The sequence below is a fragment of the Microcoleus sp. S13_B4 genome (assembly GCF_036700885.1).
Classification (GTDB): Bacteria; Cyanobacteriota; Cyanobacteriia; order Cyanobacteriales; family Microcoleaceae; genus Microcoleus.
This window is the reverse complement of the sequence record NZ_JAUBPU010000010.1, coordinates 99230-125686: the sequence shown is the minus strand read 5'-3', so window position 1 is coordinate 125686 and position 26457 is coordinate 99230. Positions and strand designations below refer to the sequence as shown.

Here is a 26457-nt window from a genome sequence, read left to right as displayed (position 1 = left end):
CCAAGAGCTACCACAAGCCGATCAAACTTATATAAATTAGCGCACACTCTTCCCGGAGAAGTTTGGATAAACTAATCCGCATTTAAATTGCATGGTAAAAGAAACTTTCACTCTTGTGGGGAGTAGGGGTTGGGCCCGAAAGCCCGCCCTCAACCTACAATTTAAATGCAGTACAGCTTACCCTATAAACTTGCTGTCGGGTTCCCAAGGCGCACCTAATGACTAATGATTGATGAATCATGACTAATCTTTATCTTTTCTGAGCTGTTTGTGTTGAGAAAAAACACGACAGTTATTGAGATCAATAAATAACTGTTCTTCTTCATGCTTTTCGGACATATTCACTAAATTATATTGAACATTTTCTCCATAAATAGTTAGAGCAATTTGGGTTACTTCTAAAAACTTAATCAGCCACTGACATTCAGTATCCGAGTTATCTTGATAGTATTGAATTAATCGAGCGCAACAAAGTTCTACGTAGGTTCGGGAATGCGGTGAAATCAAAATAATTTTGAGAATTAGAATTGCTAGTGTTAAAGGATTTAGTTGAGTGGCGAACAGTAGAAATAAGGCTGTTGGTTCCCCAGAATTTTCCACAGTCAAACATTTGATTAGATAATTGCAAGTTCTGAGATGCAGGCCGCTCTTCAAAATTTCTCCGTCATTTTCGGGATGAAAAATTTCTAAAATATTAATTATTTGTGCTTGGCAAATATCACTAGACAAAAAATTACCTTGGTAATCAAATAAATACTTAACCAGAGATTCCTTAAACTGCTTGTAGGTAATATTTTGACTCTGACTCAGAAAAATATTGGCTAAGCTGCGATAGCTGAAGGCTCCTCGATTGACTAAAATTAGTTTGATTAAACGCAGGGCTTCATCTCCTAAAAGTGTGGGATTATGATAATTTTTTAATTGGGATGTGGCAGACTGAGAGCGAGAGGTATACATTGCTAGGTCAAACTTGTACTTTTCTTTGAGCTGCTGCGACAATAGTCTGGCAGTTTGGCGTTCTTCGGGGGCGTTGTTAGCATCTAGATATTGAGCGGCTAGCAAATAAGGCTGATACCGAGAAGTCCAGTGATTTTGTAGCGACTGGTAATCCGCGTACTTTAATACAAATAACTTGAGGTCTTCATAGTCTTTGCTGCTGAGAAAATTTGTCAGCCACACTCTCAGTATTTTGAGAGAATTGTCCGGGTGGGGTTCGCTAAAGGTTCTCTCGCTAAGAATTTTAATTAAGTCGCGAGCAAATTGGTATTGCCTCTGAGTGATCCAGTTATTTAATAAGATGTAACAGCAGCGTTTAAATAAGTTGTTAAATTCTAGTTGACTGTCAAATTCACTTATTGTGTGTAAAGCTTGAATTAATTTGGGGTGGGCGGGAGGAGTCAGGTAGATAAATATTTTTTTAAAGTGCTGCAAAACTACTTCGGCTTTCGAGTTTTTGATATGATATATAAAAAAATTGTAAATGATATCTTGAGCTGCTGAAACAGTCAGCTCAGAATTGTTTAATTGAGCGGTTGGTTGAGGCACGATCGCCTGGGGTAATATATTGTTTGTGAGAGCAGGCAGAACTTTTGACTCTGTGGTTTCGGATTGGGAGGAAAAGTGCTGAGATGGCATAGCGTCCTCGCTCAGATGATCGATAAACTATTATAGTTACGATCCTTGATTTGCAGCTAATAATTTAGTGTTTGACTGGACTTTTGTGCAGCTAAAACAGTTAAGCCCCCCGATCGCCCTTTTGGTCAAGGGAAATCGAAGGGGTTAACTATTATTTGTCAAGTATCTGAGGATATTAAGCAGGATTCGCTTCAGCTCGTCTTTGCAGCAGGCGGGCAATTTCAGCTTTTTCTACAAGTCCGACGAGGACACCGTTTTCGCGAATGACGGGGAGTTCTTGTACTTTTAGTTGTTCCAGAAGGGTGACGACTTCGAGGAGGGATAATTCTGGTTTGACTGTTGTGGAAAATTCGATCGGCTTCAGGAGTTCTTTCACTAAAACTTCGGGCCAGCGTCCAGTAGTAATTGTTTTGAGGTCGTCAAGATCGATCGCCCCTACCAATTGTCCGGCATCATCTGTTGCCAGGAATCTGCGCCAGGTATGAGTGCTACCGATCACGTAGTTGTTGGCAAATTCTCTGAGAGACAAGTCTTGGGAGACGATCGGACTTTCGGGGGTCACAGCATCTGCGGCTGTCAGACCTGCCAGTTGATTTTGGACTGTGGCATATTGGGCAGATTGACCGGCATTTTGCAGTAAGAACCAACCGATTACTAGATTCCAAATATTGCCGAATATGCCTGTAGCAATGGCAATCCAACCAATTATTTGACCAACGCGGCTAGCAAAAATTACACCTTTGTAAGGGTTGCCAGTAATTTTCCAGACGATTGCTTTGAGGATGTTGCCGCCGTCGAGGGGCAAACCGGGAATTAAGTTAAATAAGGCTAAAGCTAAGTTGATGGAAGCTAAAAGTTGGACGATGGCTGCTGCGGGGCCTGTAAGGGCTGCACCGACGCCGATAACTGTTAACAAACCCGACAAAAATAGGCTAACCAACGGGCCTGCAATGGCTACCCAAAATGCTTCGGCTGGCGTTTTCGATTCTCTTTCCAAATTAGCCAGCCCGCCAAACAGAAACAGCGAAATCGATTTCACGCCAATTCCCTGTTTAATGGCTACCCAACTGTGTCCTAATTCGTGGGCTAAGACGGAAGCAAATAACAGTAACGCTGTGAATAATCCCAGCATCCAGGGCGCTACGGGGCCCAATGTGGGAAACAGGCCAGCTAATGCACCGCCGTATTGCCAGGTTACTAAACCCAGGACTAGGAACCAAGATGCGTTGACAAAGAAGGGAATCCCAAACAGGTTGCCGACGCGAAATGTACCGTTCATAATGGCTACCTCTGATTTTACGAATGAGAGGTTTTTCTCTCTGTCTCCTTATCGTAACGAAACGTAACGGCGATGGTAATGCTTCAATTAGGGTGTTATCCGTCTGTGGAGGTTCGGTTTGCGGAATAATCACCGCCAACTGCGGTTTGGCCCGCTAGGGGTTAAAAATCCTTATCTCAAAACGAAAGTTGTCGCTATGAGGCTTGAGGAGGATATTTGTTTTAGTTTTCTGTTTTAGTTTGCAATCGCTTTTAACTCACGCCCAGAGTACCTCTGTCATGAACAGGCTTTCCGGCCTGTTCCACAACAGATGAATTTTCTTTCTTGTGGGGAGTAGGGGTTGGGCTTCTAGCCCGCCCATAAAAGCATGATTGAGAATGGTGCCACCTATGAGTTTCAAGCAGATTTAGCTATAATGACTCACCCTAACAATACTTTTGGTGCTAATAATTATGCCAGAATCTTTTTTGCTCGGCCGGCTGCTGCTGCAATTCAACAGGGAAGCCGCTGATATTATTACAGACTTATCCGCTGTTGCTTTAACTCCCGATGGCAATTTGTGGGTAGGTTCCGATGAAACGACTTCGATCGAGCGTTTGTCGCCTGTCGGGCCTAATATTTTTGGAGAACATCAAAGATTTGCGATCGCCGATTTTATCGATCTTTCCGAACAAGCGGGTGAAATCGATATTGAAGGAATTGATTTCTACAGCGATTATCTTTGGTTTGTGGCTTCTCACAGCACCAAACGCAAGAAAGCTAAAGGCAAAGATCCGAATAAAGACATTCAAAATTTAGCAAAAATAGAGACAGAGGTCAACCGTTACTTGCTGGCACGAATTCCTGTGAAAAACGGAACTTTGTGCAAGTCAATTCCCCATCCTGAAAATCCCCAAAACCAACTGAAAGCGGGATACCTTCAGGCGACTAAAACGGGCAATTTGCTGACAGACGCGCTGAAAGATGACAGCCATCTCGGTCTATTTTTATCTGTGCCGATTCCGAGTAAAGAAAATGGTTTTGATATTGAAGGGTTGGCGGTGCGCGGAAATCGGATTTTTATTGGTTTACGGGGGCCTGTACTGCGGGGTTGGGCGATAATTTTAGAAATAGAAGTGCAAGAGTCTAAACAAGGAGTTTTAAAGCTAAAGGCTATTGGGGCAGAAGGCAAGTTTTACAAGAAACATTTTGTTGATTTGAACGGTTTGGGGGTGCGAGAATTGTGCTGGAATGGGGAAGATTTGATTGTGTTAGCCGGGCCGACGATGACTTTATCTGGGGCGATGAGGGTTTTTCGGTTAAAGGGGATTTTAGGGCGATCGGGCGACAGTATTACTGGACAAGATGGGGGAGATTTGGAGGTATTGTTTGATTTGCCTTTTAAGGTTGGTACGGACAATGCTGAGGGGTTGTCGCTGTTTCCATATTTGGGCGGGCAGAATTCGCTGTTAGTGGTTTATGATTCGCCGGATGCGGGGAGAATGGTTGGGGAAAATGCTATTTTTGCTGATATTTTTAGGTTGGGTTTGTAGTTGCGCGTGGGAGGGCGGGTGAGTTTTGGTGAATCAGGACTAAAAACTAAATGCCTCACTACAAACAGATGTAAAATTCGGTTAATTGTCGCTCGCATCCCTTCGCCGCTGGCTGTAGCGTTTCAATTCATCAATTAAGTGAGTATCGTTAGAAGCTGTTCTCGCGCCCGCTTCCGCCGCCCACCGCTTCAAATCTTCAATTTGCGATCGCGCGATCGCAGCTAAAGGTACAGTATCCTCGATCGACCTCAAAATATCCTCCGTCATCAAATCCCGGCGCTGTCCGTTTACAAACGTTCCAAAGGCCCGATACAACCCATCTATTACGACTTGTTCAATTTCTGCACCGCTAAAATTCTCAGCGCGTTTCGCCAAAACCCCCAAATCAAACTCTCGCAATCTAGTCGGCCGCAAACGCTGCAAATGCACTTTAAAGATATCTTGCCGTTCCGATTCTGAGGGCAAATTCAAAAAGAAAATTTCATCAAATCTGCCTTTTCTCAGCAACTCGGCCGGCAAAATCCGCACGTTATTTGCAGTGGCGACAATAAACACCGGACTGGTTTTTTCCTGCATCCAAGTGATCAAACTGCCGAATACCCGCCGCGAAGTTCCCGAATCGCCGTCGCCACCGCTGATAATGTTGCCGAAGGCTTTATCTATTTCATCGATCCACAAAACGCAAGGTGCGATCGCCTCTGCTAATTGTATCATTTGCCTGACGCGACTTTCGCTTTCCCCGACCACGCCGCCAAACAATCTCCCAGTATCCAATCGTAGCAGCGGCAAACGCCATTCTGAGGCTATTGTTTTCGCAGATAAAGATTTGCCTGTGCCTTGAATTCCTACTAACAAAACTCCTTTCGGATTCGGTATGCCGTAGCGACGCGCTTCGTCAGTAAAAGCATCTTGCCGCATCTTTACCCACTGTTTCAAATTCTCCAAGCCGCCCACACTTTTTAGGGATTCTCTGGAGTTGAAAAACTCCAAAATTCCCGTTTGGCGAATTGCTTGCTGTTTTTCCTCCAAAACTCCGTCAATATCTGACTCGTTAATTTGCTGTTTGGCGGCCAAAGCTTTAGCCAAAACCCGCCCGATTCTAGCGCGACTCAAACCCTGACAAGCTTTAACCAACTGTTCCCTTGCTAAACCGCTAACTTGTAACTGTTCCGGCTTTTCCACAACGTGGGAAATTAAACTGTCGATTTCTTGGACGTTAGGCAAAGGAAAATCAATTACTGTGACTTCTTCTTTCAATTCCTCCGGCAATTCCAGCGTGTGAGAAGTAAGAACTATAGTTTTTTTGCTGCGCTTCAATTCCCGCGTTAAATTCCGCAATTCTCGCACTACCGCCGCGCTTTTTTCGCTGTATGGATATTTCAAAATAGGGTGCAAATCCCGCAGTACAAATATGGTATATTCTTCAACAGCAGTTTTGCTGACGCGATCGAGCGCCGCCATTACCGAACCTTTCCCAGAACCGTTATCCTCCCAACCGCGCACAAGATCCCACCGCAATACCCGGCGCGCGGGAGTTACTTGCAGCGCTACTTGGGCAATTACGGCTTCGACCGGTTCCTCCTCCGCGCCGACAATGTACAGTAGCGAATAGCGGGCGCGAATCATCAAATCTAGTCGTTTTACCAGTGCCTCGAAATGGTTATTTTTACTGCCATTAACGACATTTAATGCTTGCGAGTTGGGGTAATCTTCTGTCATTTTAGTGGATATTGTAGAGTGAAATTTAATTTTATTAAAAATTTTGTTCGCAGTCAGGATTTTAGTCTTTAAAATGATTTAACCCAACTAAAGGTTTGTAGTAAGGAGGTTAGTCCTTAACAACTATTTAACCGGACTAAATTCCGTACTGCAAACGTTAAAATTATAACAGCATAGTACGCAATTGACTACTTAGCAACTTTTCGAGCTTGTTTCACCATTTCAATGAGAGTGTGGTGAGCATCTTCGGCGTCTTTTAAAGTGCGCTCGAAATTTACTCTGATCGGCACTTTTTCGTCATTGACTTGAGCGGTTAAATCCATGCCGTTGGCATCAATAGCGAGCATTTGAGCTTCCGTTGCCTGCGGTTGGTCGCCAAATGCTTGAGCATATAGCACGACAGCACTAGCGTGGTCTTCGTTCATGTGAGTGCAGATGCGATCGCTAATCTCAGTAGAAAACGGTTCTGACATGGGAGATTCCTCAGATGCAATATGGATCGATTGTACTGCGATCGGTAAGACAAATTCGCAGTTGACAAACTACTTCGCAATTTGCTAAGATAATATAAAGACAATTTTATAGGGAGTCTTATAGATTATATGAGTAAATTTATTTGTTATCGAGGAAATATATGCACGTTATTTCTCAATCAGCACTCAGGAAATTCTGGGAAAAGTATCCTGATGCCGAAACAAGCCTGCGGTATTGGTACAAACTAGCAACAACAGCAGAGTGGTCAAATTTAGGTGAAGTGAAAGCAGTTTTTTCCTCAGCCGATAGAGTTGGCAACTTTACTGTTTTTAACATCAGAGGTAATAATTACAGACTGATTACGTTCATAGATTATGAATATCGACCTAAAAAAATTTTTATTCGCTCTGTACTTACTCATGAAGAATATGACGAAGATAAATGGAAAAAAGACCCGCGGTATGAATGATAATTTTCTCCTTTTAAAACTTACCAAATAATCCTAGGGATAGGGGCAACCACGGGGAATTGCCCCTACACTCACACCATACATATATTGAGGAGCTGCGTAATTCCTGTCCTTTCTTAATATAGGAGACTCACATGAACAACTCTAGCGCTTATATCGAACTACTCAAAACATTTCCTCCCCGACCTATAACGGCTGAGGAGGAATTAATGGCAACTCAAAAAGCGATCGATTCTCTGTTGGACAAAGGCCAACTGACTTCAGACGAACGCGACTATCTAAACGTACTTGGAACTCTGGTTTATGAATACGAGCAAACTTTAGAACCCATACCTGACATTTATGGGATAGAACTGTTAAAAGCTTTAATCGAAGAATTTGACCTGAGACAAAAAGACCTAGTTCCTATTTTTAAAACTGAGTCTATTGTCTCAGATATCCTCCATGAAAAGCGTCAACTTACAACAGAACACATACAAAAACTTGCAGAGTTTTTCAGTGTCTCGCCGGCTGTTTTCTTTCCACTCCATCAAGTTGTTGGTAATGCTGCCTAAAATTGTTTGTAGTAAGGAATTTAGTCCTTATTGACTAAAAGCTTTCATAGAGGACGATCGTTCTCACTACAAACTGCACAGCCTAACTAAAAGATCGATCGTCAAACGGCAATTCATCAAACCGCGAATCAATATCCGCCTCAGCATTCGCCACAGGGGAATTAGTGCGAGATTCAGGCGGCTTAACAGAATTCACCTTTGCTACTGGTAACTTTGTCGCAGATTCCGATTTCTGTAGGTTAACTAACGGTAACTCCCCGCCATTTTCTCCATTTTTGCTCGTTTGATTCCACAGCATCATTCCCAGCAAACCATCAACCAAACCACCACCGCTACCGTTGCCTGTTACCGCAACATCTGGCACAACTCGCACATTGCGATCGCCTATAATTTGCATTAACTGCAAAGCCGTATAACCGGAACCTCCCAAAGCCACAACACCCGCGCGATAAGCTTCAGCTTGAGCATTTCCCTTCACCCGAATCGACTCAGCTTCGCCTTGAGCTTGTTTAACCTGAGAATTCGCTTTCAACTCAGAAATCTTCACGCCTTGTTCGGATTTCACCATCTCTTGTTGAATCTCAGCCAGCGCGGTTTCCCGCACCAATTGTTGCCGCTGAGTTTGTGCTATTTGCTGCACCTCATAAGTCTTGCACTGTTCCTCAGCAATTTTGCGATCGGTTTGAGTTTGCATCAACTCTGCCGGTGGCAATATATCCCCGATTAAAGTATCAATTGCTTGCACGTCGTAGGTACGCAAAGCTGCTTTGATATATTCCGATGCTTCTGCTTGCCGATCGCTCCTTGCCGACAGAAAATCTAATACAGAATAAGCTTGAGCCGAATTGCGGAAATAATTGCCAATTGTCGGCTGCAAAACATGGTCAACTAAGTTCTGCATTGAACCGACGCGAGAAATCACTTTCGGAGCATCCAAAGCCCCGACGTGAATAATCTGAGCTACTTCTAAATCAAAGGCAAAACCGTCGCGAGAACGCACCGTTAAAGATGAAAGTTGAGAATCGTAACTGTGTCGTTCCGTTTTACTTGACCAATTCAATACAATGTTTGTCGTCGGCACTAACTCTACTTTCAAAATGCGAGTATTCAGCGGATGTTTCCCCGGATAAAGAGGAGTCACCCACACCCCTTTGTTGCCCACATTTACTAAATTTCCGTGAGTGAAAGCAGCACCGCTCACATCTTCCGAGGTTTTGCCGACATAGGAAATAACCGCGCCGACATAGCCGATCGGGATTTCGGTCATCGGTACTTGGTCAACCCCGACAAACCAAGGATTTAAGTTCCACGAACCGGAAAGCAAAACTTGTTCCTGCAAACCGCGCCGCCCGCCGGCGGTGATAAATTTCTGCGCGTTTTGGAAGTTGTCGTGATTCGGAATAATCGGGCCTGCAATTTCGCCATCTTGGATCGGAACGCCGTCATACGTTGTCACGACGCCCACTTTATCTGGAGCAATTTTGTAGAGTTTCAACTGTTCCGCTGTCATCCCGTGTTTGGGAGCATTAGCTGCTGTAATTACCGTAAATAATGCCGTATTAATCCGATAGCTACCGCCCGTCAAGATGCCGAGTTGCCGACCTTTTTCGCCACCTCCTTGGAGGAATTTGCGCGCATCTTGAAAATTGTCGCATTCTGTGATTTTGCCGAGAATGCGCTGTGGTGGATTGGACTCGCCGCCTGCTGCGATAATTAAACCAATTTCACCTTGGGGAACTACAGTTAGAGACTCTTTGCGAACGTTGTACTGCAAAGGCCAATAACCCCAGTGCCAACCGGGGGGCAAAGTATCAGCTTGATATCCAGCTTCTCCGTTTAAGGCAATTAAATCTCCCGGCGGTAAAGACTTGCCGCCGAAGCTAAACTTTTTACTGACAATTCCGACTTCCCGATCGCCAATTACTACCAATCCGCCAAAAAATAATGGCAGCACCAGAATAATTATCATACCGCCGATGGCGATCGGGATAAATCCGCCCGGAGCGAGCTGCATTGTCTGCACGGGAACAGTGGTACGCAACTGCCCTAGCTGGAAACTAGAATCAGGTTTTGCGGCTAGCTGAGTGGAGGTTTGATTTGCGAGGGGGATATTGCTAGCCGCTAATACTGGCGAGGGTTTCAAACTGGTTGTTGCACTAAGAGCTAAAGACGCCGAAACAGCGGCTGCTAACTGTTTTAAAACGCGGATTTTGACTTGAGATTTGGACAAAAATGAATAAAGCATTTTTTTTGAGCAGGGCTAATTTGTCCTAGGAGTTCCAGCTTAGCCTTGATCAAAAGTTTTTACATAAAACTTAAGGTCTTATTTATCATTATTTGCCCTCATAATAGTCATATTTTTCAGTAGAAATACTTATAAGTAAATTACAGGCTGACAATCCCCCGTTTTAATGCGGAAATCGCGGCCTGCGTGCGATCGCTAACTCCCATTTTGCTCAAAATATTGTTGATGTGAAACTTAACGGTGCTTTCGCTGATGTGCAAAACTTCACTAATCTCGTTGTTGCTTTTACCAGCGACTATGAGGCGGATGACTTCTAATTCGCGATCGCTCAATTCAGGCCCACTCAGGCGATCGGCTAACTTAACACCCACTGCCAGCGGAATATACTTTTTACCCTCAAAAACCGCTCGAATTGCTGCTAAAAGCTCCTCTGGTTCCGCATCCTTAAGCAGATAGCCCTTTGCACCAGCTTGCAATCCGCGATAGATGTTTTCATCGCCGTCATAAGTCGTCAGCACCACAATCCGGGCGCTGGGAAACTCCGCACAAATCGCAGCAATGGCGGCGACTCCATCCATCACCGGCATCCGCAAATCCATCAGCGTTACATCGGGCTGATGTTGGCGGAACATTGTCACAGCTTCTTCGCCGTTGCTTGCTTGCGCCACAACTTTAACATCTGATTCCTGCTCCAGCAGCGCCACTAAACCTTGCCACACAATATAATGATCGTCGGCAATTAAAACGCGAATAATATTTGATTGGTTAATCATGTTTCCCGTGTTAATTTTATCAAAAAAAACCTGAAAATTCACTACAAACTTACTATGTATGGTGCGAAATGTGCACCTTACTTTACTGGCGACTAACTGAAACTATAACTTCTGTTCCGTTTCCGGGGCGGCTGTTTACAGTTAAGGACTGAAAAATAAATAACTTGATGAAGTATTAAGTTTGAGGTACGGCTCTATAGTTCCATTTTGGCAAGTATTCATCAAAAATAATTTGCATAGTTTTTTTAAAGTTATCAGCTACCTTTCGACCAATTTTATAGACTTTATTAAGCACATTTGCAACTACAGAGAGCCAGGTTTTAGTGTGAGTTTTTTCTACCAGGTATTTGACTAATTCTATATTAGTAAAAATTACTCCTTGGCAAGCTCTCGTAACATGAGGAAAGAGTCGATGTTCGATGGGATTATATTTAGATGTATAAGGAGGGTAATGGGCAATCCTTATCTCAATTACGATTTCATTAACTAACTTTTGTAAATCTTCTTTAAAGATATAATGATTAGCATTGTTACTACCTCCACCATCACACTTTGCTACAATTGAAGTGGCATTCGGGTAGATCAATTTTCCATAATTATTCCACCAATTTTTCAGAGATTCACAAGCAAATTCACTTGTATCTTTACTGTTGCCTAATGTTATATATCCTCGATTTTCTTGAGCATCATAAATCCCATGTGGAATTACTTTTCCGGGACCTAAGCTCCAAAAATCATGATCGAAAGTAGTGACAGGCTCGGTTGTATAGAGAGCTCCCGGACGATATAAATTCCCTAAAACTTCTTTTTTTTTGTATCAAAACGGTTGGATGGGATTAGCCGCCTCTCTATACTCTGTATCGAGTATAGCAATATTTTCAAATTGAGCATTAGCATTTTTATTAATTCCTGTTGTCTGTTTCTTTTGTGCTCTTCGCTTCACATATCCATGTTTCTTTAGGAGTTGTCCTACTAGAGAAAGACTCACACAAAATCCGGCGTTTTTCAGTCCGACAGCTATTTCTTTATGCGTCAAATTAGTCCATTTAATTAGCTCATTCATTGGGTCTCCCGCTGTCTGGAACTTTAAGACTTCTAAAAAGGCTTAATCAATACCGCTCCTGGTAGCTAAAATACTTTTTCTTCCTCCTCCTTTTTTTCTAACCCTTAAATTATTAATAGTCGTTTCATTCATTGTTTCTAAATCTTTAATTCCCTGGACAATAGTATTTCGACTGCATCCGCAAAGTTGCATTATATAGCTAATTCCACCCCATCCCAATTTTTGTGCCTCGATCGCTGCATACCTTCTTTTATCCTTTTCTGATAAAGAGTTATAAAATTTCTTTATTTCCGACTCAATTGAACTAGAATAAAACATAGGTTTAAAGGTCAGATAAAGTGGTAGAATATAAAAATCCCTGGCGAGTTTCTATCAATTTTAGAGAAAATAGCAATCAGGGTGCTGTTTTTGATTATATCCAACAATCCATCAAGTTATTTATTTTTCAGTCCTAAGGTTTTAGATTTTAGAAGCCAAAACAGGTTTCCCAGTCAATACAGCTTGTTCGATAATATCAGCCGCTCGCTTGACTCCGCCCGATCGCCCGATCGCCTCTTGCATCTCGATCGCCCTTTGTTTATACGACTCTTGGGTTAGGACTTTCACAATTGCCGATCGGACTTTAGGAATGCTCAATTCCTTCAAAGAAACCACCTCGCCAACACCCGTATAACCAATCCGCGCTGCCACTCCCGGCTGGTCATTTGCCACAGGAATTGCCACCATCGGTACTCCATTGCTCAAAGATTCCAAAGTCGTATTCATCCCGGCATGAGTAATCGTGAGAGTGGCTTTTTGCAGCAATTCTAATTGCGGTGCATAGCCAACAACGATCGGATTTCCCGGCAATGGCGGCAAGGATTCTGGAGTCGCACTTCCGCCGAGAGATATTACCAATTGGGCATCTAATCCTTCACAAGCAGAGGCGATCGTTTGAAAAACATCCAGCAAGCGATTTTGCACAGTTCCCATTGAGGCATAAATCAATGGTTGACCAGTTAATTGTTCAAAAGGAAAAGGCACTGGTTTGCGCGTCGCTGGGTTGTGATAAGGGCCAGTGAAATGGAAATAAGGGGGTAAATTTTGTCTGGGAAAGTCGAATTCAGCAGGCTGCTGGCTGAGCTGAGCGAGTTTAGAGTAATGATCGTTTGGGTGAGAGTACAGAGGTAATTTCCACTGGCAGCGAGATTCGGCGATCGTCTCTAGAATCGGTTTGGTAAGCAAATTTAGTAACTGATAGCCGAGTTGATTGCGTAAGCGTCCTTTCCAAGTCGGATCGTACTGCCAAAGGGTACAAATGGGTGGAAGGTCGGGGTCTCGATTTAAGAGTAACGCACTGCAAACTGTGATAAAAGGAATGTTTATAAATTCTGCAATTGTTCCTCCTTCCAGTGAAACTTGGTCTACTAGCAAAGCTTCTACACCAGCTTTTTTAATGGCCATCGGAGCCTCTCTGAGAATAGCATTTGAAGTATTCCCACCTGGCTTCAAAGTATGTCGCAATGCCGCAAGTCCACTAAGTTTTCCCCGTTGGCTAAGGATTTCTGCAAACCAGCCGACGGGAAACTCTTCTTCAGCGAATGGCTGGAATTCTAATCCGGTGGCTAGAGTTTTTGCTTTAGCATCGAGCAAGCCAAATACCGTGACTCGATGACCTCGGCGAAGCAGTTCGCTGCCTAATGTTGTCATGGGGTTGAGGTGGCCGGTGTCGGCTGGACAGAGAATGCCGAAGTGGGTCATGAGTTAAGGCTCCTTTGAGGTTAACTTTTTTTATTGTAGTCGGGTGAGTGGTTTGTGTTGGGGCGTTGGGGCGTTGGGGCGATCGCACTTTTTGCCTACAATTTATTTTTGCTCTTCTAGTAGCTTAAAATCAGCGCCCAAAAGGATTATTTCCCAGCCAAGGCAGGTTTCCCAGTCAATACCACCTGTTCGATAATATCAGCGGCTTTCTTGACTCCGCCCGATCGCCCGATCGCCTCTTGCATCTCGATCGCCCTTTGTTTATACGACTCTTGGGTTAGGACTTTCACAATTGCCGATCGCAGTTTAGGAACGCTCAATTCCTTCAATGAAACCACTTCACCAACACCCGTCCAAGCAATCCGCGCTGCCACTCCCGGCTGATCATTCGCCACAGGAATTGCCACCATTGGGACTCCATTGCTTAATGATTCCAAAGTTGTATTCATCCCGGCATGAGTAATCGTGAGAGTGGCTTTTTGCAGCAATTCTAATTGCGGTGCATAGCCAACAACGATCGGATTTCCCGGCAATGGCGGCAAGGATTCTGGAGTCGCACTTCCGCCGAGAGATATTACCAATTGGGCATCTAATCCTTCACAAGCAGAGGCGATCGTTTGAAAAACATCCAGCAAGCGATTTTGCACAGTTCCCATTGAGGCATAAATCAATGGTTGACCAGTTAATTGTTCAAAAGGAAAAGGCACTGGTTTGCGCGTCGCTGGGTTGTGATAAGGGCCAGTGAAATGGAAATAAGGGGGTAAATTTTGTCTGGGAAAGTCGAATTCCGCGGGTTGTTGAGTGATTTGAGCTAATTTCGAGTAACCATCATTTGGGTTAGAGTACAGAGGTAATTTCCACTCTTCGCGATATTGGGCAATAACATCTCGAATTGGTTTAACAGCCAGATTTAGTAACTGATAGGTGACTTGATTGCGTAGGCGGTTTGCTAAAGTTGGATTGTATTTCCACGGAGTACCAAACGGAGGAATGTTAGGGTCTCGATTTACCATCAAGGCACTGCATACTGTGACAAAAGGAAGGTTGAGAAATTCGGCAATTGTTCCTCCTTCAAATGAAAGTTGGTCTACGAGTAAAGCTTCTACACCGGCTTTTTGAATGGCAGTTGGAGCCTCTGTGAGAAGAGCAGCCCAAATTTGGGTAAATGTTTTGATAGTATATCGCAAGGCTGTCAGTCCGCTGAGTTTCCCCAGTTGGCCCAATCTTTCTGCCATTGAGCCTGCGGGAAATTCATCTTCAGCTAATGGCTGGAATTCTAAGCCGCTGGCTAAGGTGGTGGTTTTAGCATCGAGGAGGTTAAATACGGTGACTCGATGGCCTCGGCGAAGCAGTTCGCTGCCTAATGTTGTCATGGGGTTGAGGTGGCCGGTGGATGCCGGACAGAGGAGGCCAAAGTGGGTCATGAGTCAAGGCTCCGTGTGAGTTTAACCTTTTTAGCATTTAATCGGCGGTGTGAGAGGTTTTTGTTGGGAGTTGGGGTGTTGGGGCGATCGCTTGGAAAAACTCAGGAATGGGACGCAGGCTTTAGTCATTGCAGGAGAGTATTACCAGTATATAGTTGTATGCGCTCTGCGATACCTAGCCAAAAGTTCAGGTAATCTCCTCAACTAAAGGTTAGTTACTAGCGGATTTGGGTACTCTAGCTCACAATCAAATTCAATCCACTATTAAGGGTGGTAGTTTTGTTTTTGATAAGATTACTGAACCAACCCTAGTGCAACAAAAGGTTCTAGTTTTGCTTGGTGTTTCTCTAATTTATACGCAGTAAACCGGGGGCAAATATCTTTATTTCAAATGCTTACTCTACACAGAATATGCCTTTTGTCAGTTGGGGAAGTTCAGTGTAATTGGTGATTGGTAATTGTAGGTGGGGTAGAAGGAAGGGAAACCCACCTACAATTACTATTAACAGTCAAAGTCACAAGTCAAAAGCTAACAGTCAACAGTTAATTCTTAACTGTTGACTGTTAAACGGAATGCCTGTGCCGAACTCGCTCTAACGTGCCAGAATGGCTGCTCATTCTTTCGATTTATAATTTTTGGAGAGCTTACCTTCAAAAGGTTGAACTCCACTATTTGGATAGTTGTCATCGCTGGGGCTAAAAATCCGCACCGCTGCTTCCGAAACGTAACGCATCGCGTTTGCCAAAGATTTAGAAAGATTCATAGAATCTGCCTCTGTTATCTGGGTTCTGATACTTATTAGATTACTCGGATTTTTGAGCTATGGATGACTTTAGCAATATTTATTTGAATTACTTATTGGTCTGCAACATTCAAGCAAGCTGAAGGTTTTAGGAATTACGCTTTGTTGGACGATCGACCTTTTGCTGGTAGATTTTTTCTTGCTCAACTCAAGCACTCGCCATCGCCCTCGCGACGCTCAGAAACCAGGTTGTCTAACTCTATTCAAAGGCTGCAACGAAATATTTTCGCAAAAAACCCGCAACGCTTGAGTGTTTGTGGTTAATTCCTGAGTTTGTTAAAGTAAGTATTTATATTGATTTTACCATAATATTAATGTACAAATCCACCACAATCCGCTATTAAAGGGCATAATCAGCGAATTTTTCCGACAAATATCTGCAATCTTTATCAAAGATTTACAAAAAGATATGGTGTTTGTCACTATAATTAAAAAAAAGAAGTTTGTTCGGGGTTTTTCTTATGAAAACTACCACAGAAAGCCTGCAGCTCACAGGTTTTGAAGAAATCTTAGAAGACCGGGAACTGACGGTTTCTTCAGCAGATTACAGCCTTTTGACCGATCTCTACCAGCTAACGATGGCCGCTTGTTACGTCGGGGAAGGGCTCGACGGGCGGGCCGCGAGTTTTGAATTATTCGCGCGCAGGCTGCCAGAGGGTTTTGGCTACGCGATCGCGATGGGTTTGGCTCAAGTTATCGACTATCTGGAGAAATTTCGGTTTTCTCCGGCGCAAATTCAGGCTTTGCAGTCCACTGGGATTTTTGCAGGTGCGCCGGAGCGATTTTGGACTTTACTCGCCACAGCCCGCTTTACTGGCGATGTTTGGGCGGTGCCGGAGGGGACGGCGGTGTTTGCCAATGAGCCTCTGCTACGAATTGAGGCTCCTCTGTGGCAGGCTCAGTTAGTGGAAACTTATTTGCTGAATGCCATAAATTATCAAACTTTGATTGCGACGCGGGCAGCGCGGCTGCGCGATGTGGCGGGCCCGGAGGCTAAGTTGCTGGAATTCGGGACGCGCAGGGCTTTTGGGCCTCAAGCTGCTGTTTGGGCGGCTAGGGCTGCTCTGGCTGCGGGATTCGACGGAACTTCTAATGTTTTGGCTGCTTTGAAGTTGGGCCGCAAGCCTGTCGGTACGATCGCCCATGCTTTGGTAATGGCTGTGGCTGCCCTCGAAGGCAGCGAGAATCAGGCGTTTGCAGCTTTTCACCGCTATTTTCCGGGGGCGCCGCTGCTGATCGATACTTATGATACTGTGGCGGCGGCGCGGATGTTGGCCGATCGAGTCAACAGCGGTGAAATGCTGTTGGAAGGCGTGCGGCTGGATTCGGGCGATTTGGCGGTGCTGTCTCGGGAAGTTCGATCGATCCTTCCGGGCGTTCCTATTTTTGCTAGCGGCGATTTGGACGATCGAGAAATTGCCAAATTAAAAAGTAGCGGCGCTTGCATTGACGGTTACGGTTTGGGAACCAAGTTGGTCAGCGGTTCCCCTGTCAACGGTGTTTATAAGTTGGTGGAAATTGACGGAATTCCGGTGATGAAAGAGGCAAGCGGCAAGGTAACATATCCAGGAAGAAAGCAAATTTTTAGACATATTGAAAATGGGCAAATTCTCGGAGATTGTTTGGCGTTGTCCGAAGAAAATATTAAAAATTGCGATTCTTCTATACCATTAATGAAATTGGTTGTCAAGGACGGCAAACGAGTCCAGAACGAGGAAAGTTTGGACGATATCGCCAAACGAACTGCTGCTTCTGTCGCCAGTCTTGGACCCGAAACTCGCCAACTGGACAACCCAATTTCGCCGCAGGTGGAAATTTCTCCAGATTTGCAGAGTCTCACCCAAAAAACGAAAAAGAGTCATTAGTCATTAGTCATCAATCAAGAGCCAACACTCAACAGCCACAATCAACAGTCATTAGTCATCAATCAACAGTCATTAGTCATCAATCAACAGCCAACAGTCAACAGTCAACAGTCAACAGTCAACAATTACCGATTCCCTATGCAGAAGATTGCTCTTTTTGGAACCAGTGCCGATCCGCCCACAGCAGGACACAAAACAATTCTGAGTTGGCTTTCGCAACATTTTGATTGGGTAGCAGTTTGGGCGTCGGACAATCCTTTTAAGTCGCACCAGACTTCTCTAGAACACCGATCGGCAATGCTGCTGTTAATGATTCAAGAAATTAATTCGCCTAGACATAATCTTTGCTTGCATCCAGAACTCAGCAGTCCGAGGACGGTGGAAACTGTGGAACAAGCAAGATTGGTGTGGTCGAATGCAGATTTGACGCTGGTAATAGGTTCGGACTTGGTGGGGCAACTGTCTCGCTGGTACAAATTTGAACAATTGTTAAAACAAGTGGAGTTGCTGATAGTACCGCGACCCGGTTATCCGTCAGAGCAATTAGATTTGTGGCAGTTGAGGCGCATGGGTGCAGACGTGGCGATCGCATCTTTGAATGCTCCCAATGTTTCTTCTACCTTCTATCGGGAAACAGGAGACACCCAAGCCCTGACTCCGACCATCGAAGATTACATTAATAGGGAGCATTTGTACGCATGGCACGAGGCACAAAAAAGGGCGAAGGTTGCTCATTAGCTGACTTTAAAGTAGGAGTAGATAATGTGATTTTCTCCGTCGATGCCGTGCAGAACCGCTTGTTGGTGCTGTTGGTAATGCGGCAAGACGAACCGTTTATCGATTCTTGGAGTCTTCCCGGTACTTTGGTGCGGCACGGAGAATCTCTTGAAAATGCGGCTTACCGGATTTTGTCTGAGAAAATTCGGGTAAAAAATTTGTATCTGGAGCAACTGTATACTTTTGGGAAACCGGGGCGCGATCCTCGGGAATTTACCAGGGGCGATCGCTATCTTTCGGTGAGTTATTTTGCTTTGGTTCGCTTTGAGGAAGCTGAGTTAATTGCTGGGAGTGTAGTTGCGGGTGTCGGCCACCGCGTCGGCGGCATTGCTTGGTATCCCGTGCAACAAGTTCCAAAGCTGGCCTTCGATCACAATCAAATTCTCGAATACGGATATCGGCGACTTCGCAACAAACTTGAATACAGTCCAGTAGCTTTTGAAGTTTTGCCGGAGCTTTTTACTTTGAGCGATTTGTATCAGCTTTATACAACTATTTTGGGGGAAAATTTTTCTGATTATTCTAATTTTAGATCTCGATTGTTAAAATTGGGTTTTTTGTGCGATACCGGTGTTAAGGTTTCGCGCGGGGCTGGTCGCCCTGCTAGTTTGTACCGCTTTGATGCGGCCGCTTTTGCTCCTTTCAAAAATAAGCCACTGGTGTTTATCTAGCTGTTCCTTGGATGACATTCGGGGATCAATTTAGTAACATTAGAATAGAAGCTATTAAGGAGTGCAGACTATGAAAGACCCTGATGAATGCGCTAATATTCACGAAGTGCGGGAGGAAATTGATATCATCGATCGAGAAGTGATCGAAGCTTTGAGCAAGAGATTTCAATATGTCATCGCTGCAGCAAGGTTCAAAACGAGTGAAGCTAGCGTTAGATCGTTCGAGCGCTTTCACGATATGTTACAGAAGCGGCGCGAGTGGGCTCAAGAATCGGGTTTGAATCCTGATGTGGTTGAAAATATTTACCGGGATTTGGTAAATTATTATACTGAGGAAGAGTTGAAACATTACAAATCGGATTAATCTTTCGCTACCTTCAAATCTAGGACTATAGGAAAGTGAGTCCGCGCGGGCGGACTGTTAGCAATATTTATTAAGTGATTTGGTAATATGAAAATTGCGATCGCACAACTCAACCCTACTATTGGTGATATCTTTGGCAACTCCAACCTAATTCTGGAGGCTGCGAAAAAAGCTGAGGTTGAGGGCGCAAACTTATTGCTAACACCGGAACTTTCCCTGATCGGTTATCCGCCGCGCGATTTGTTAATCAATCCGAGTTTCATTGCAGATGCAGGTGCACAGTTGCAGCAACTGGCGCAAGCTTTGCCACGGGAGTTGGCAGTAATAGTAGGCACTGCCTTACCTAATGCTAATGCTGTTAAACTCGGTGGGAAATCATTGTTTAATAGCGCTGTTTTGTTGCAAAATGGCGCCGTCAAACAAGTTTTTCATAAACGCTTGTTGCCTACTTATGATGTATTTGATGAAGATAGATATTTTGAACCGGGCGAAAACAGCAATTACTTTTCTATTGGCGAAGTCAAAATCGGCGTAACAATTTGTGAAGATTTGTGGAACAATGAGGAGTTTTGGGGTAAACGCAGTTACGCGGGCGATCCTGTTTCCGATCTGGCAAAATTGGGTGTAGATTTAGTGGTGAATTTGTCGGCATCGCCTTATTCTGCAGGGAAGCGGGGAGTGCGATCGGCGATGTTGCAGCACAGCGTCATCCGCTGCGGGATACCGATTATTTACGCTAATCAGGTAGGAGGAAATGACGATATTATTTTTGACGGCAGCAGTTGTGCGGTGAATCGAAAGGGTGATTTGATTGAGGTATTAGGTTCTTTTGAGACGGATTTTGCGGTGCTGGAATATGACGCAGCTAAACAAGATTTAGTTGGCAGCCATCAGCAAAATCCAGCAGGAATTGAGGCGACGCCGTTGAGTTTTTCTCCTGCCGAGGGAGATGCAGAAATTTGGGCGGCTTTGGTTTTGGGAGTGCGAGATTATGTTGGCAAGTGCGGTTTTTCTAAGGTTGTACTCGGTTTGAGTGGCGGGATAGATTCGGCTTTGGTGGCGGCGATCGCCAGTTGCGCGATCGGGCCCGAAAATGTTCTAGGGGTGCTGATGCCTTCTCCTTATAGTTCGGATCATTCGGTTAATGATGCTTTGGAATTAGCCCGAAATCTGGGCGTTGCGATCGAACTATTGCCGATCGGCGATTTGATGAAAACTTACGATCGCACTCTCGCCGATTTGTTTGTCAATAAAACTTTCGGGATTGCTGAGGAAAATATTCAATCGCGGATTCGAGGCAATCTGTTGATGGCAATTTCTAATAAGTTCGGACATTTGCTGCTTTCGACTGGCAATAAGTCGGAAATGGCGGTGGGTTACTGCACTCTATACGGCGATATGAATGGGGGCTTGGCGGTGATTTCCGATGTGCCGAAAACTCGCGTTTATTCGCTTTGTAGGTGGCTGAATGCTGGCGGATATATAGGGGCGGTGCCCCCATGCCCGCCCCAGGGAAAGGAAATTATTCCGGTTAATATTATTACTAAAGCGCCGAGTGCTGAACTGAAACCTGGCCAAATTGACCAAGATTCTTTGCCGGATTACGATGTTTTGGATGACATCTTGCAGCGGTTGATTGAATATCACGAATCTGCCCAACAAATTGTGGCTGCGGGGCACGATGAAGCGGTGGTTAAACGTGTAGTAAAATTAGTGAGGCAAGCGGAGTTTAAACGGCGGCAAGCAGCCCCGGGTTTGAAAATTAGCGATCGAGCTTTTGGTACCGGTTGGCGGATGCCGATCGCCAAATCTTCCTTCTATTAAACGCATCATTAAACGCAAAATGGTTAACATCGACGGTACTTTCGGCTTCGATTTTCTCCTGGGAACTCTCACCAACGACACGATTAGAGGATTTGCAGGTAATGATACTGTTCAAGGTTTGGGCGGAAACGACCGAATTTTTGGCGATCGGGACAATGATTTGCTGGCAGGAAATGAAGGCGATGATACGCTGTCGGGCGGGCAGGGAAGCGATACAATCTATGGAGGACAAGACTCCGATTGGATGTTTGGCGATCGGGGTAACGATTTGCTAATAGGCGGCGAAGGCGGGGATATCTTAACAGGAGGCGCGGGGGATGATTTATTTGTGATAGAAAGAACCTCCGCCGCGTCTACTATTACTGAAGCCGATATAATTACAGATTTTGGCAACGGCAATGATAAAATTGTCTTGACAGAAGGCATGAAATTTAGCGATTTAGAGCTTTCTGTTTCCGATAACCAAACTATTATGAAAGATAAAAATTCGGGCAAATATTTAGGAGTTGTTTCGGGAAATTCTAATCTGAATGAATCAAACTTTATGTCGCTGTTTGGCGGACTAGATAAGGCTCAGCTTTTGCCAATTTCGGTTAACACGATTATAGCCGATCGCGCGATCGGATTGGAAGTGGCGCAAACTCCCCAAGAACAAGCGACAGGCTTAATGTTTCGCACAGAATTGCCAGACGACAGAGGAATGTTTTTCCGCATCGAACCCGCGCGAAACGTGCGTTTTTGGATGAAAAACGTGTTTATTGAACTCGATATGGTTTTTCTGCGGGAAGGCGTAGTGCAGGCGATAATTCCTAACGTACCGCCCTGTTTGAGCGAAACCTGCCCCAACTACGGCCCGGATGTTCCCGTTGACGGAGTGATCGAACTCAGAGGCGGAAGGGCGGCGCAATTGGGACTCAAAGTTGGCGATCGGATTCCCAATTTACCCTAAAAGATATATGATTTTATCGCAACATTCAACATTTGTGCATCTAATGAATCCTATTGAATTAAAAATAATCCCCAATCAAACTCAAGACGGTTTAGCTTACCAACATTTGCGCTTGCGAATTACAACTCAAGACGGTATCATCACACCCGATGATTTACAAGGTTTGAAACTTCCTCAAGACGTTCAATTGAGCCAAGGAATTGTCATTGAAGGTAGAGGAGCAATTTGGCTGTACGGGTATTTAGTACACGAATGTCATTCTGCGGCTTGGGTTGGATGTTACGATCCGCGATTAGAAGGTGCGGTGGTAGTAGCGACGCACAAGCACGAGGTATCAGTTGGACAGGTATTAAAATTGAGTTTACCAAGCGATTAAGACTCTCCTGAGTTTGAGGTGATAATAAATAAAAATAAAACTTCCCGTGGTAGGGGAATCTTAAAATCCAGGAGAGTCATGATTAAATTAGAACGTTTTGGGTTGACGGGGTGACAAGCCCGTCAGTGCTTTTTGTTCAATGAAGTTTTTCGTACCCACGTTCATCTGGGAGGTGCGGGTTTTCCGAAAATCACAATTGTCATATTTTACGCCCTGCTGGCAATTGCATACAGATTAGCTTTTCGGAGGCAAATTCGCTCGACTCCCTATGCTTGACTGCGGATTGGCGTTGGTTTGTTATTTGTTGCGTTTTTTGCAGAAGCGCTGCCTTTAAAAAACGAGATAATTTCGAGCTTGGTGGAGGGAATACCCAAGCTGTTGAGCAGGATTAATATAGCACTTTATTTGTGGTTTTTGTTTGTCATAGTTTGATAGTGCAATCGCTCAAATTTTCTAACAGGAAATCAAATCCCCAATGAAGTAAGATGAAGATTGGCAGTTGGTGGGGCGGGTTTTTGAGATTGTCGGTTTTTGGCAAATATTGTTGGTCAAACCTGCCCATACATAATTGTATAATCGGTTAAAACTGAGATATTGTACCATTTTAAGTTAGCCTTTTATGAAAAGGCAAGATGCCTGTTCCACAAGAAAATTTATATTTTGTGTAACAAGCATCTTGCCTGTTGCTGACAATGGTGCAAGATATCAGTTAAAACAAAAAGTATCGCTGCGCCATTGGCAAAACTGTTGCCGGTTCGCAAGTTAACAATTCCCCATCCGCCCTGACTTCATAAGTTTCTGGATCGACTTCCATTTGTGGCAAATAATCGTTGAGTTTCATATCTCTTTTGCTAATTTGTCGCGTGCCGGAAACTGCTACAGTGGGCTTTTGCAAACCGAGCTGTGCGGCAATATCTCGATCGCGCGCAGCTTGGGAAACAAACGTCAGACAAGTCGCCCCTATCGCCCCGCCAAAACTGCCAAACATCGGCCTCATATGCACCGGCTGCGGCGTAGGAATGCTGGCGTTAGCATCTCCCATCTGCCCGTAGGCGATCGCCCCTCCTTTAATTACCATTTCCGGTTTCACCCCAAAAAAAGCTGGCCGCCACAAACATAAATCCGCCAACTTTCCCTCTTCCACCGAACCTACATACTGACTAATTCCGTGAGTAATCGCCGGATTAATTGTATATTTCGCAATGTACCGCTTGGCCCGAAAATTGTCGTTAATCCCCTCTGTTTCCTCCCCTTGGTTAGGGGGGGTTAGGGGGGGTAAATGTCCCCGCTGCACTTTCATTTTATGTGCCGTTTGCCAAGTCCGAATAATCACTTCCCCAACTCTTCCCATCGCCTGCGAGTCGGAAGAAATCATACTAAACGCACCTAAATCGTGCAAAATATCCTCAGCAGCAATAGTTTCTCTTCTAATTCTCGATTCAGCAAAAGCCACATCTTCAGGAATGCCTCGATCCAAATGGTGGCAAACCATCAACATATCTAAATGTTCTTCTAAAGTATTGACAGTGTAAGGCCGAGTCGGGTTAGTTGATGAAGGCAAAACATTAGCTTGTCCGCACACTTTAATAATATCCGGTGCGTGTCCGCCGCCAGCACCTTCAGTGTGGTAGGTGTGAATAGCGCGATTTTTGAAAGCGGCAATTGTAGCTTCCACAAATCCCGCTTCATTGAGAGTATCGGTGTGAATTGCAACTTGCACGTCGTACTCGTCAGCTACACTCAAACAAGTGTCGATCGTTGCTGGTGTAGTTCCCCAATCTTCGTGGAGTTTCAAACCCATTGCACCGGCCAAAATTTGTTCAATTAATCCTTGCGGTTGACTGCTATTTCCTTTACCTAAAAACCCTAGATTTACGGGGAAAGCGTCAGCAGCTTGCAGCATTCGGTACATATGCCAAGGCCCGGGAGTGCAAGTTGTGGCGTTTGTACCCGTTGCGGGGCCAGTGCCGCCGCCGATCATTGTCGTGATGCCGGAGGCGATCGCCACTTCTATTTGTTGTGGGCAAATAAAGTGAATGTGAGCGTCAATTCCCCCAGCCGTGAGAATCATTCCTTCACCCGCAATTACTTCAGTACCAGGCCCCATAATAATATCTACCCTATCTTGAATATAAGGATTTCCGGCTTTACCAATTTTGTAAATTTTGCCGTCTTTAATGCCCACATCTGCTTTAACAATTCCCCACCAGTCTAATATTAAAGCATTAGTAATTACCGTGTCAACAGCGCCGTCGGCATTAGAAATAGGCGATTGTCCCATGCCGTCGCGAATGACTTTCCCACCGCCAAATTTAACTTCATCCCCGTAGGTTGTGAAGTCTTTTTCCACTTCTATGAATAATTCTGTATCGGCTAACCGGACGCGATCGCCCACAGTCGGCCCGAAGGTTTCCGCGTAAGCGCGGCGATCCATTCTGTAACTCATTCTCGCTCCTAATATTAATAAATTTTTAGTTAGCAGTTGAGACCCACTTGAATTATAGTATGTGACGAGTTCCTCAATCTGAAAAAGTAAAAAAAATACAACATTAGGCAAGCTTTAAAACCCCGATAGGCATCATTTATTCCCAATCGAAAATCGAAAATGCTATGAAGGGGCAAATTTACTCCACCATTTTCTGGATTTCCCTTTTCAAAATCTCCAGATCCACCGTCATATCCATGCCAATGAAACTCCAATCTTCCGCTACACTGTTGTCCTCAACCATACGGGAGTATTCTAATCCCAATAGCTGGCAAATGTAATAGAAATATGGCGGAGTGTACCCTCCATAAAAGCATTCCAATACTTTCGTTCCCGGCTGACACCACAGCAAATTTGTAAAACCAGCCCCGTGAGGGCCGACAACCACCGCCGCTTCTGCAAACAGACGAATTTGTTCATCAACAGTGCGCGAGATATCTTCCAAAATTTCAAAATCAAATTCTTTCAACACCTCTCGCACTTGTAGTTCATTTTTAACCTGACGCCGGCCACTTCTAGACAAATAAAGTTTTCTATAAGGCTTTACCTTTTCCTTAAGACAAAATTTTTTCCGCAAAAGCTCTATATCGTAAGGACTGGGAAAATACCAGTCTTGATTGTTTCCCACCACCAGACTTTCTGCATGATATCCCGTATCTCTAGCCCGAGTGTCAATTAGTGAACTTTCAGGAATACCGAGTTTAGTCATAAAGCCCAACTCAAAATCTGTATGTCGTAAAGGATAACAAATTTTGGCTTCTTGCCAAATTTCCTTACCTAAAGCCTCCTCAATTCGACAAAGTTTAGCCAGCACAAAAATGATAAAATCATAATAACTGCACCACAAATGCGACCAAGGAGCAACTACAAGGGGATAGGTAATTTTGTTAGGTTTGTAAGGCCATTCCAGAATGCCCGCACCGCTAATGCGAAAATCCAAGTCTAAAAGCAACTTGTTATTCAGCAGCGTGTTGCCCGACGTACAAATAGTTAGAGAATTTATTTTTTGATTAAGGGAAATCTTCCACACATAATCTGGGTCAAAAGACACGGTTTTTTCCGTGGCAAAAAACCGAGAAGGCACTTTATTTACCGAGGCTAATGCGGGTATATTGATGGGTTCGTGCTGCTTTTTGTAAACGATGCTGTCATCTAACAATTTGATGCTGGTGCCTCGGTCTAACGGGGTTCTCCAGACACGCCTTGATGTTGCCAGCAAGCTCTGCTTCAACATCTGTTTTATCTGGTCAACCAATTTTGGGTTCATCAGGTGCTTGTGCTGTATATCTTTACAGTTTTTACTACCATTGTATATTGCCCAATACAAATTTTAACTCGCTCAAAAGTCGGAGATTGAACTAACAAAACAAAGCCAGAAGGCAGTTATACACAAGGCAGAAAAAAACTTTTGAGCTTACTTTATCACTCTCCAGGCA

Annotated in this window: 22 protein-coding genes and 1 pseudogene; 10 read left to right on the top strand and 13 right to left on the bottom strand. The window is 44.4% G+C overall.

What is annotated here, in order from left to right:
• Positions 1–243: 243 nt before the first annotated feature.
• A complete protein-coding gene (locus QT994_RS08800; RefSeq protein WP_333173502.1) occupies positions 244–1635 on the bottom strand; it encodes a hypothetical protein in 1392 nt (463 codons plus the stop codon).
• A 175-nt stretch (positions 1636–1810) separates the two neighbouring features.
• Positions 1811–2914, bottom strand: coding sequence for a site-2 protease family protein (locus QT994_RS08795; protein WP_333173499.1), 1104 nt, complete (start codon positions 2912–2914; stop codon positions 1811–1813).
• A 452-nt stretch (positions 2915–3366) separates the two neighbouring features.
• Here QT994_RS08795 and QT994_RS08790 point away from each other — a divergent pair, with 452 nt between their 5' ends.
• Positions 3367–4446 carry a DUF3616 domain-containing protein gene (locus QT994_RS08790; protein WP_333173498.1) on the top strand — a complete coding sequence of 360 codons (1080 nt, stop codon included), beginning with the start codon at positions 3367–3369 and terminating at the stop codon, positions 4444–4446.
• Positions 4447–4527: 81 nt separating this feature from the next.
• On the opposite strand, the gene QT994_RS08785 is transcribed toward QT994_RS08790, so the two are convergent.
• The gene (locus QT994_RS08785; RefSeq protein ID WP_333173495.1) at positions 4528–6165 is read right to left on the bottom strand and encodes an AAA family ATPase; all 1638 of its coding nucleotides are present in this window, start codon (positions 6163–6165) and stop codon (positions 4528–4530) included.
• Between the two features lie 188 nt (positions 6166–6353).
• A complete protein-coding gene (locus QT994_RS08780) occupies positions 6354–6638 on the bottom strand; it encodes a DUF2470 domain-containing protein (protein ID WP_333173492.1) in 285 nt (94 codons plus the stop codon).
• Positions 6639–6799: 161 nt separating this feature from the next.
• On the opposite strand from QT994_RS08780, the gene QT994_RS08775 reads away from it, so the two are divergent.
• Entirely contained in the window at positions 6800–7108 is a 309-nt protein-coding gene (locus tag QT994_RS08775) for a type II toxin-antitoxin system HigB family toxin (protein WP_333173490.1), read from the top strand.
• Positions 7109–7242: 134 nt separating this feature from the next.
• Positions 7243–7662, top strand: a complete 420-nt coding sequence (locus QT994_RS08770) for a transcriptional regulator (protein WP_333048566.1) — start codon at positions 7243–7245, stop codon at positions 7660–7662.
• A gap of 82 nt (positions 7663–7744) precedes the next feature.
• Here the strand turns inward: QT994_RS08770 and QT994_RS08765 are convergent, their stop codons facing one another.
• The 7 genes and pseudogenes from QT994_RS08765 to QT994_RS08735 all read right to left on the bottom strand — a co-directional run bounded on the left by QT994_RS08765 (position 7745) and on the right by QT994_RS08735 (position 15671).
• Positions 7745–9907 (bottom strand): flotillin family protein, encoded by a 2163-nt coding sequence (locus tag QT994_RS08765; protein WP_333173487.1) that lies wholly within the window; start codon positions 9905–9907, stop codon positions 7745–7747.
• 140 nt (positions 9908–10047) lie between these two features.
• Positions 10048–10677 (bottom strand): response regulator transcription factor, encoded by a 630-nt coding sequence (locus QT994_RS08760; protein ID WP_333173523.1) that lies wholly within the window; start codon positions 10675–10677, stop codon positions 10048–10050.
• Between the two features lie 178 nt (positions 10678–10855).
• A pseudogene (locus QT994_RS08755) lies at positions 10856–11767 on the bottom strand (ISAzo13 family transposase); the annotation flags it as partial.
• An 18-nt stretch (positions 11768–11785) separates the two neighbouring features.
• Positions 11786–12061 (bottom strand): hypothetical protein, encoded by a 276-nt coding sequence (locus QT994_RS08750; protein ID WP_333173486.1) that lies wholly within the window; start codon positions 12059–12061, stop codon positions 11786–11788.
• A gap of 141 nt (positions 12062–12202) precedes the next feature.
• Positions 12203–13483, bottom strand: a complete 1281-nt coding sequence (locus QT994_RS08745; protein ID WP_333173483.1) for a glycosyltransferase — start codon at positions 13481–13483, stop codon at positions 12203–12205.
• 146 nt (positions 13484–13629) lie between these two features.
• Positions 13630–14907, bottom strand: a complete 1278-nt coding sequence (locus QT994_RS08740) for a glycosyltransferase (protein ID WP_333173481.1) — start codon at positions 14905–14907, stop codon at positions 13630–13632.
• Between the two features lie 614 nt (positions 14908–15521).
• Positions 15522–15671, bottom strand: coding sequence for an isochorismate synthase (locus QT994_RS08735; protein WP_333173479.1), 150 nt, complete (start codon positions 15669–15671; stop codon positions 15522–15524).
• A 500-nt stretch (positions 15672–16171) separates the two neighbouring features.
• On the opposite strand from QT994_RS08735, the gene QT994_RS08730 reads away from it, so the two are divergent.
• From QT994_RS08730 to crn3, 7 genes are all read left to right on the top strand, one after another.
• On the top strand, positions 16172–17575 hold the full coding sequence (locus QT994_RS08730; protein WP_333173476.1) for a nicotinate phosphoribosyltransferase: 1404 nt from the start codon (positions 16172–16174) through the stop codon (positions 17573–17575).
• Positions 17576–17713: 138 nt separating this feature from the next.
• Entirely contained in the window at positions 17714–18313 is a 600-nt protein-coding gene (locus tag QT994_RS08725) for a nicotinate-nucleotide adenylyltransferase (RefSeq protein ID WP_333173475.1), read from the top strand.
• Positions 18274–19023 carry an NrtR DNA-binding winged helix domain-containing protein gene (locus QT994_RS08720; protein ID WP_333173473.1) on the top strand — a complete coding sequence of 250 codons (750 nt, stop codon included), beginning with the start codon at positions 18274–18276 and terminating at the stop codon, positions 19021–19023. The genes QT994_RS08725 and QT994_RS08720 overlap by 40 nt, the downstream gene beginning before the upstream one ends.
• A gap of 70 nt (positions 19024–19093) precedes the next feature.
• The gene (locus tag QT994_RS08715) at positions 19094–19387 is read left to right on the top strand and encodes an isochorismate lyase (protein WP_333173470.1); all 294 of its coding nucleotides are present in this window, start codon (positions 19094–19096) and stop codon (positions 19385–19387) included.
• Positions 19388–19474: 87 nt separating this feature from the next.
• Positions 19475–21211: an NAD+ synthase gene (locus tag QT994_RS08710; RefSeq protein WP_333173468.1), complete on the top strand. Its 1737-nt coding sequence runs from the start codon at positions 19475–19477 to the stop codon at positions 21209–21211.
• 19 nt (positions 21212–21230) lie between these two features.
• Positions 21231–22160: a DUF192 domain-containing protein gene (locus QT994_RS08705; protein ID WP_333173465.1), complete on the top strand. Its 930-nt coding sequence runs from the start codon at positions 21231–21233 to the stop codon at positions 22158–22160.
• Positions 22161–22203: 43 nt separating this feature from the next.
• Entirely contained in the window at positions 22204–22536 is a 333-nt protein-coding gene (crn3, locus tag QT994_RS08700) for a CRISPR-associated ring nuclease Crn3/Csx3 (RefSeq protein WP_333173462.1), read from the top strand.
• Between the two features lie 709 nt (positions 22537–23245).
• Here the strand turns inward: crn3 and ureC are convergent.
• Together ureC and QT994_RS08690 are read right to left on the bottom strand one after the other, a co-directional pair.
• Entirely contained in the window at positions 23246–24982 is a 1737-nt protein-coding gene (ureC, locus tag QT994_RS08695) for an urease subunit alpha (protein ID WP_333173459.1), read from the bottom strand.
• Between the two features lie 178 nt (positions 24983–25160).
• Complete coding sequence (locus QT994_RS08690) at positions 25161–26255, bottom strand: glycosyltransferase family 61 protein (RefSeq protein ID WP_333173457.1); 1095 nt, start codon at positions 26253–26255, stop codon at positions 25161–25163.
• Between the last annotated feature and the right edge of the window lie 202 nt (positions 26256–26457).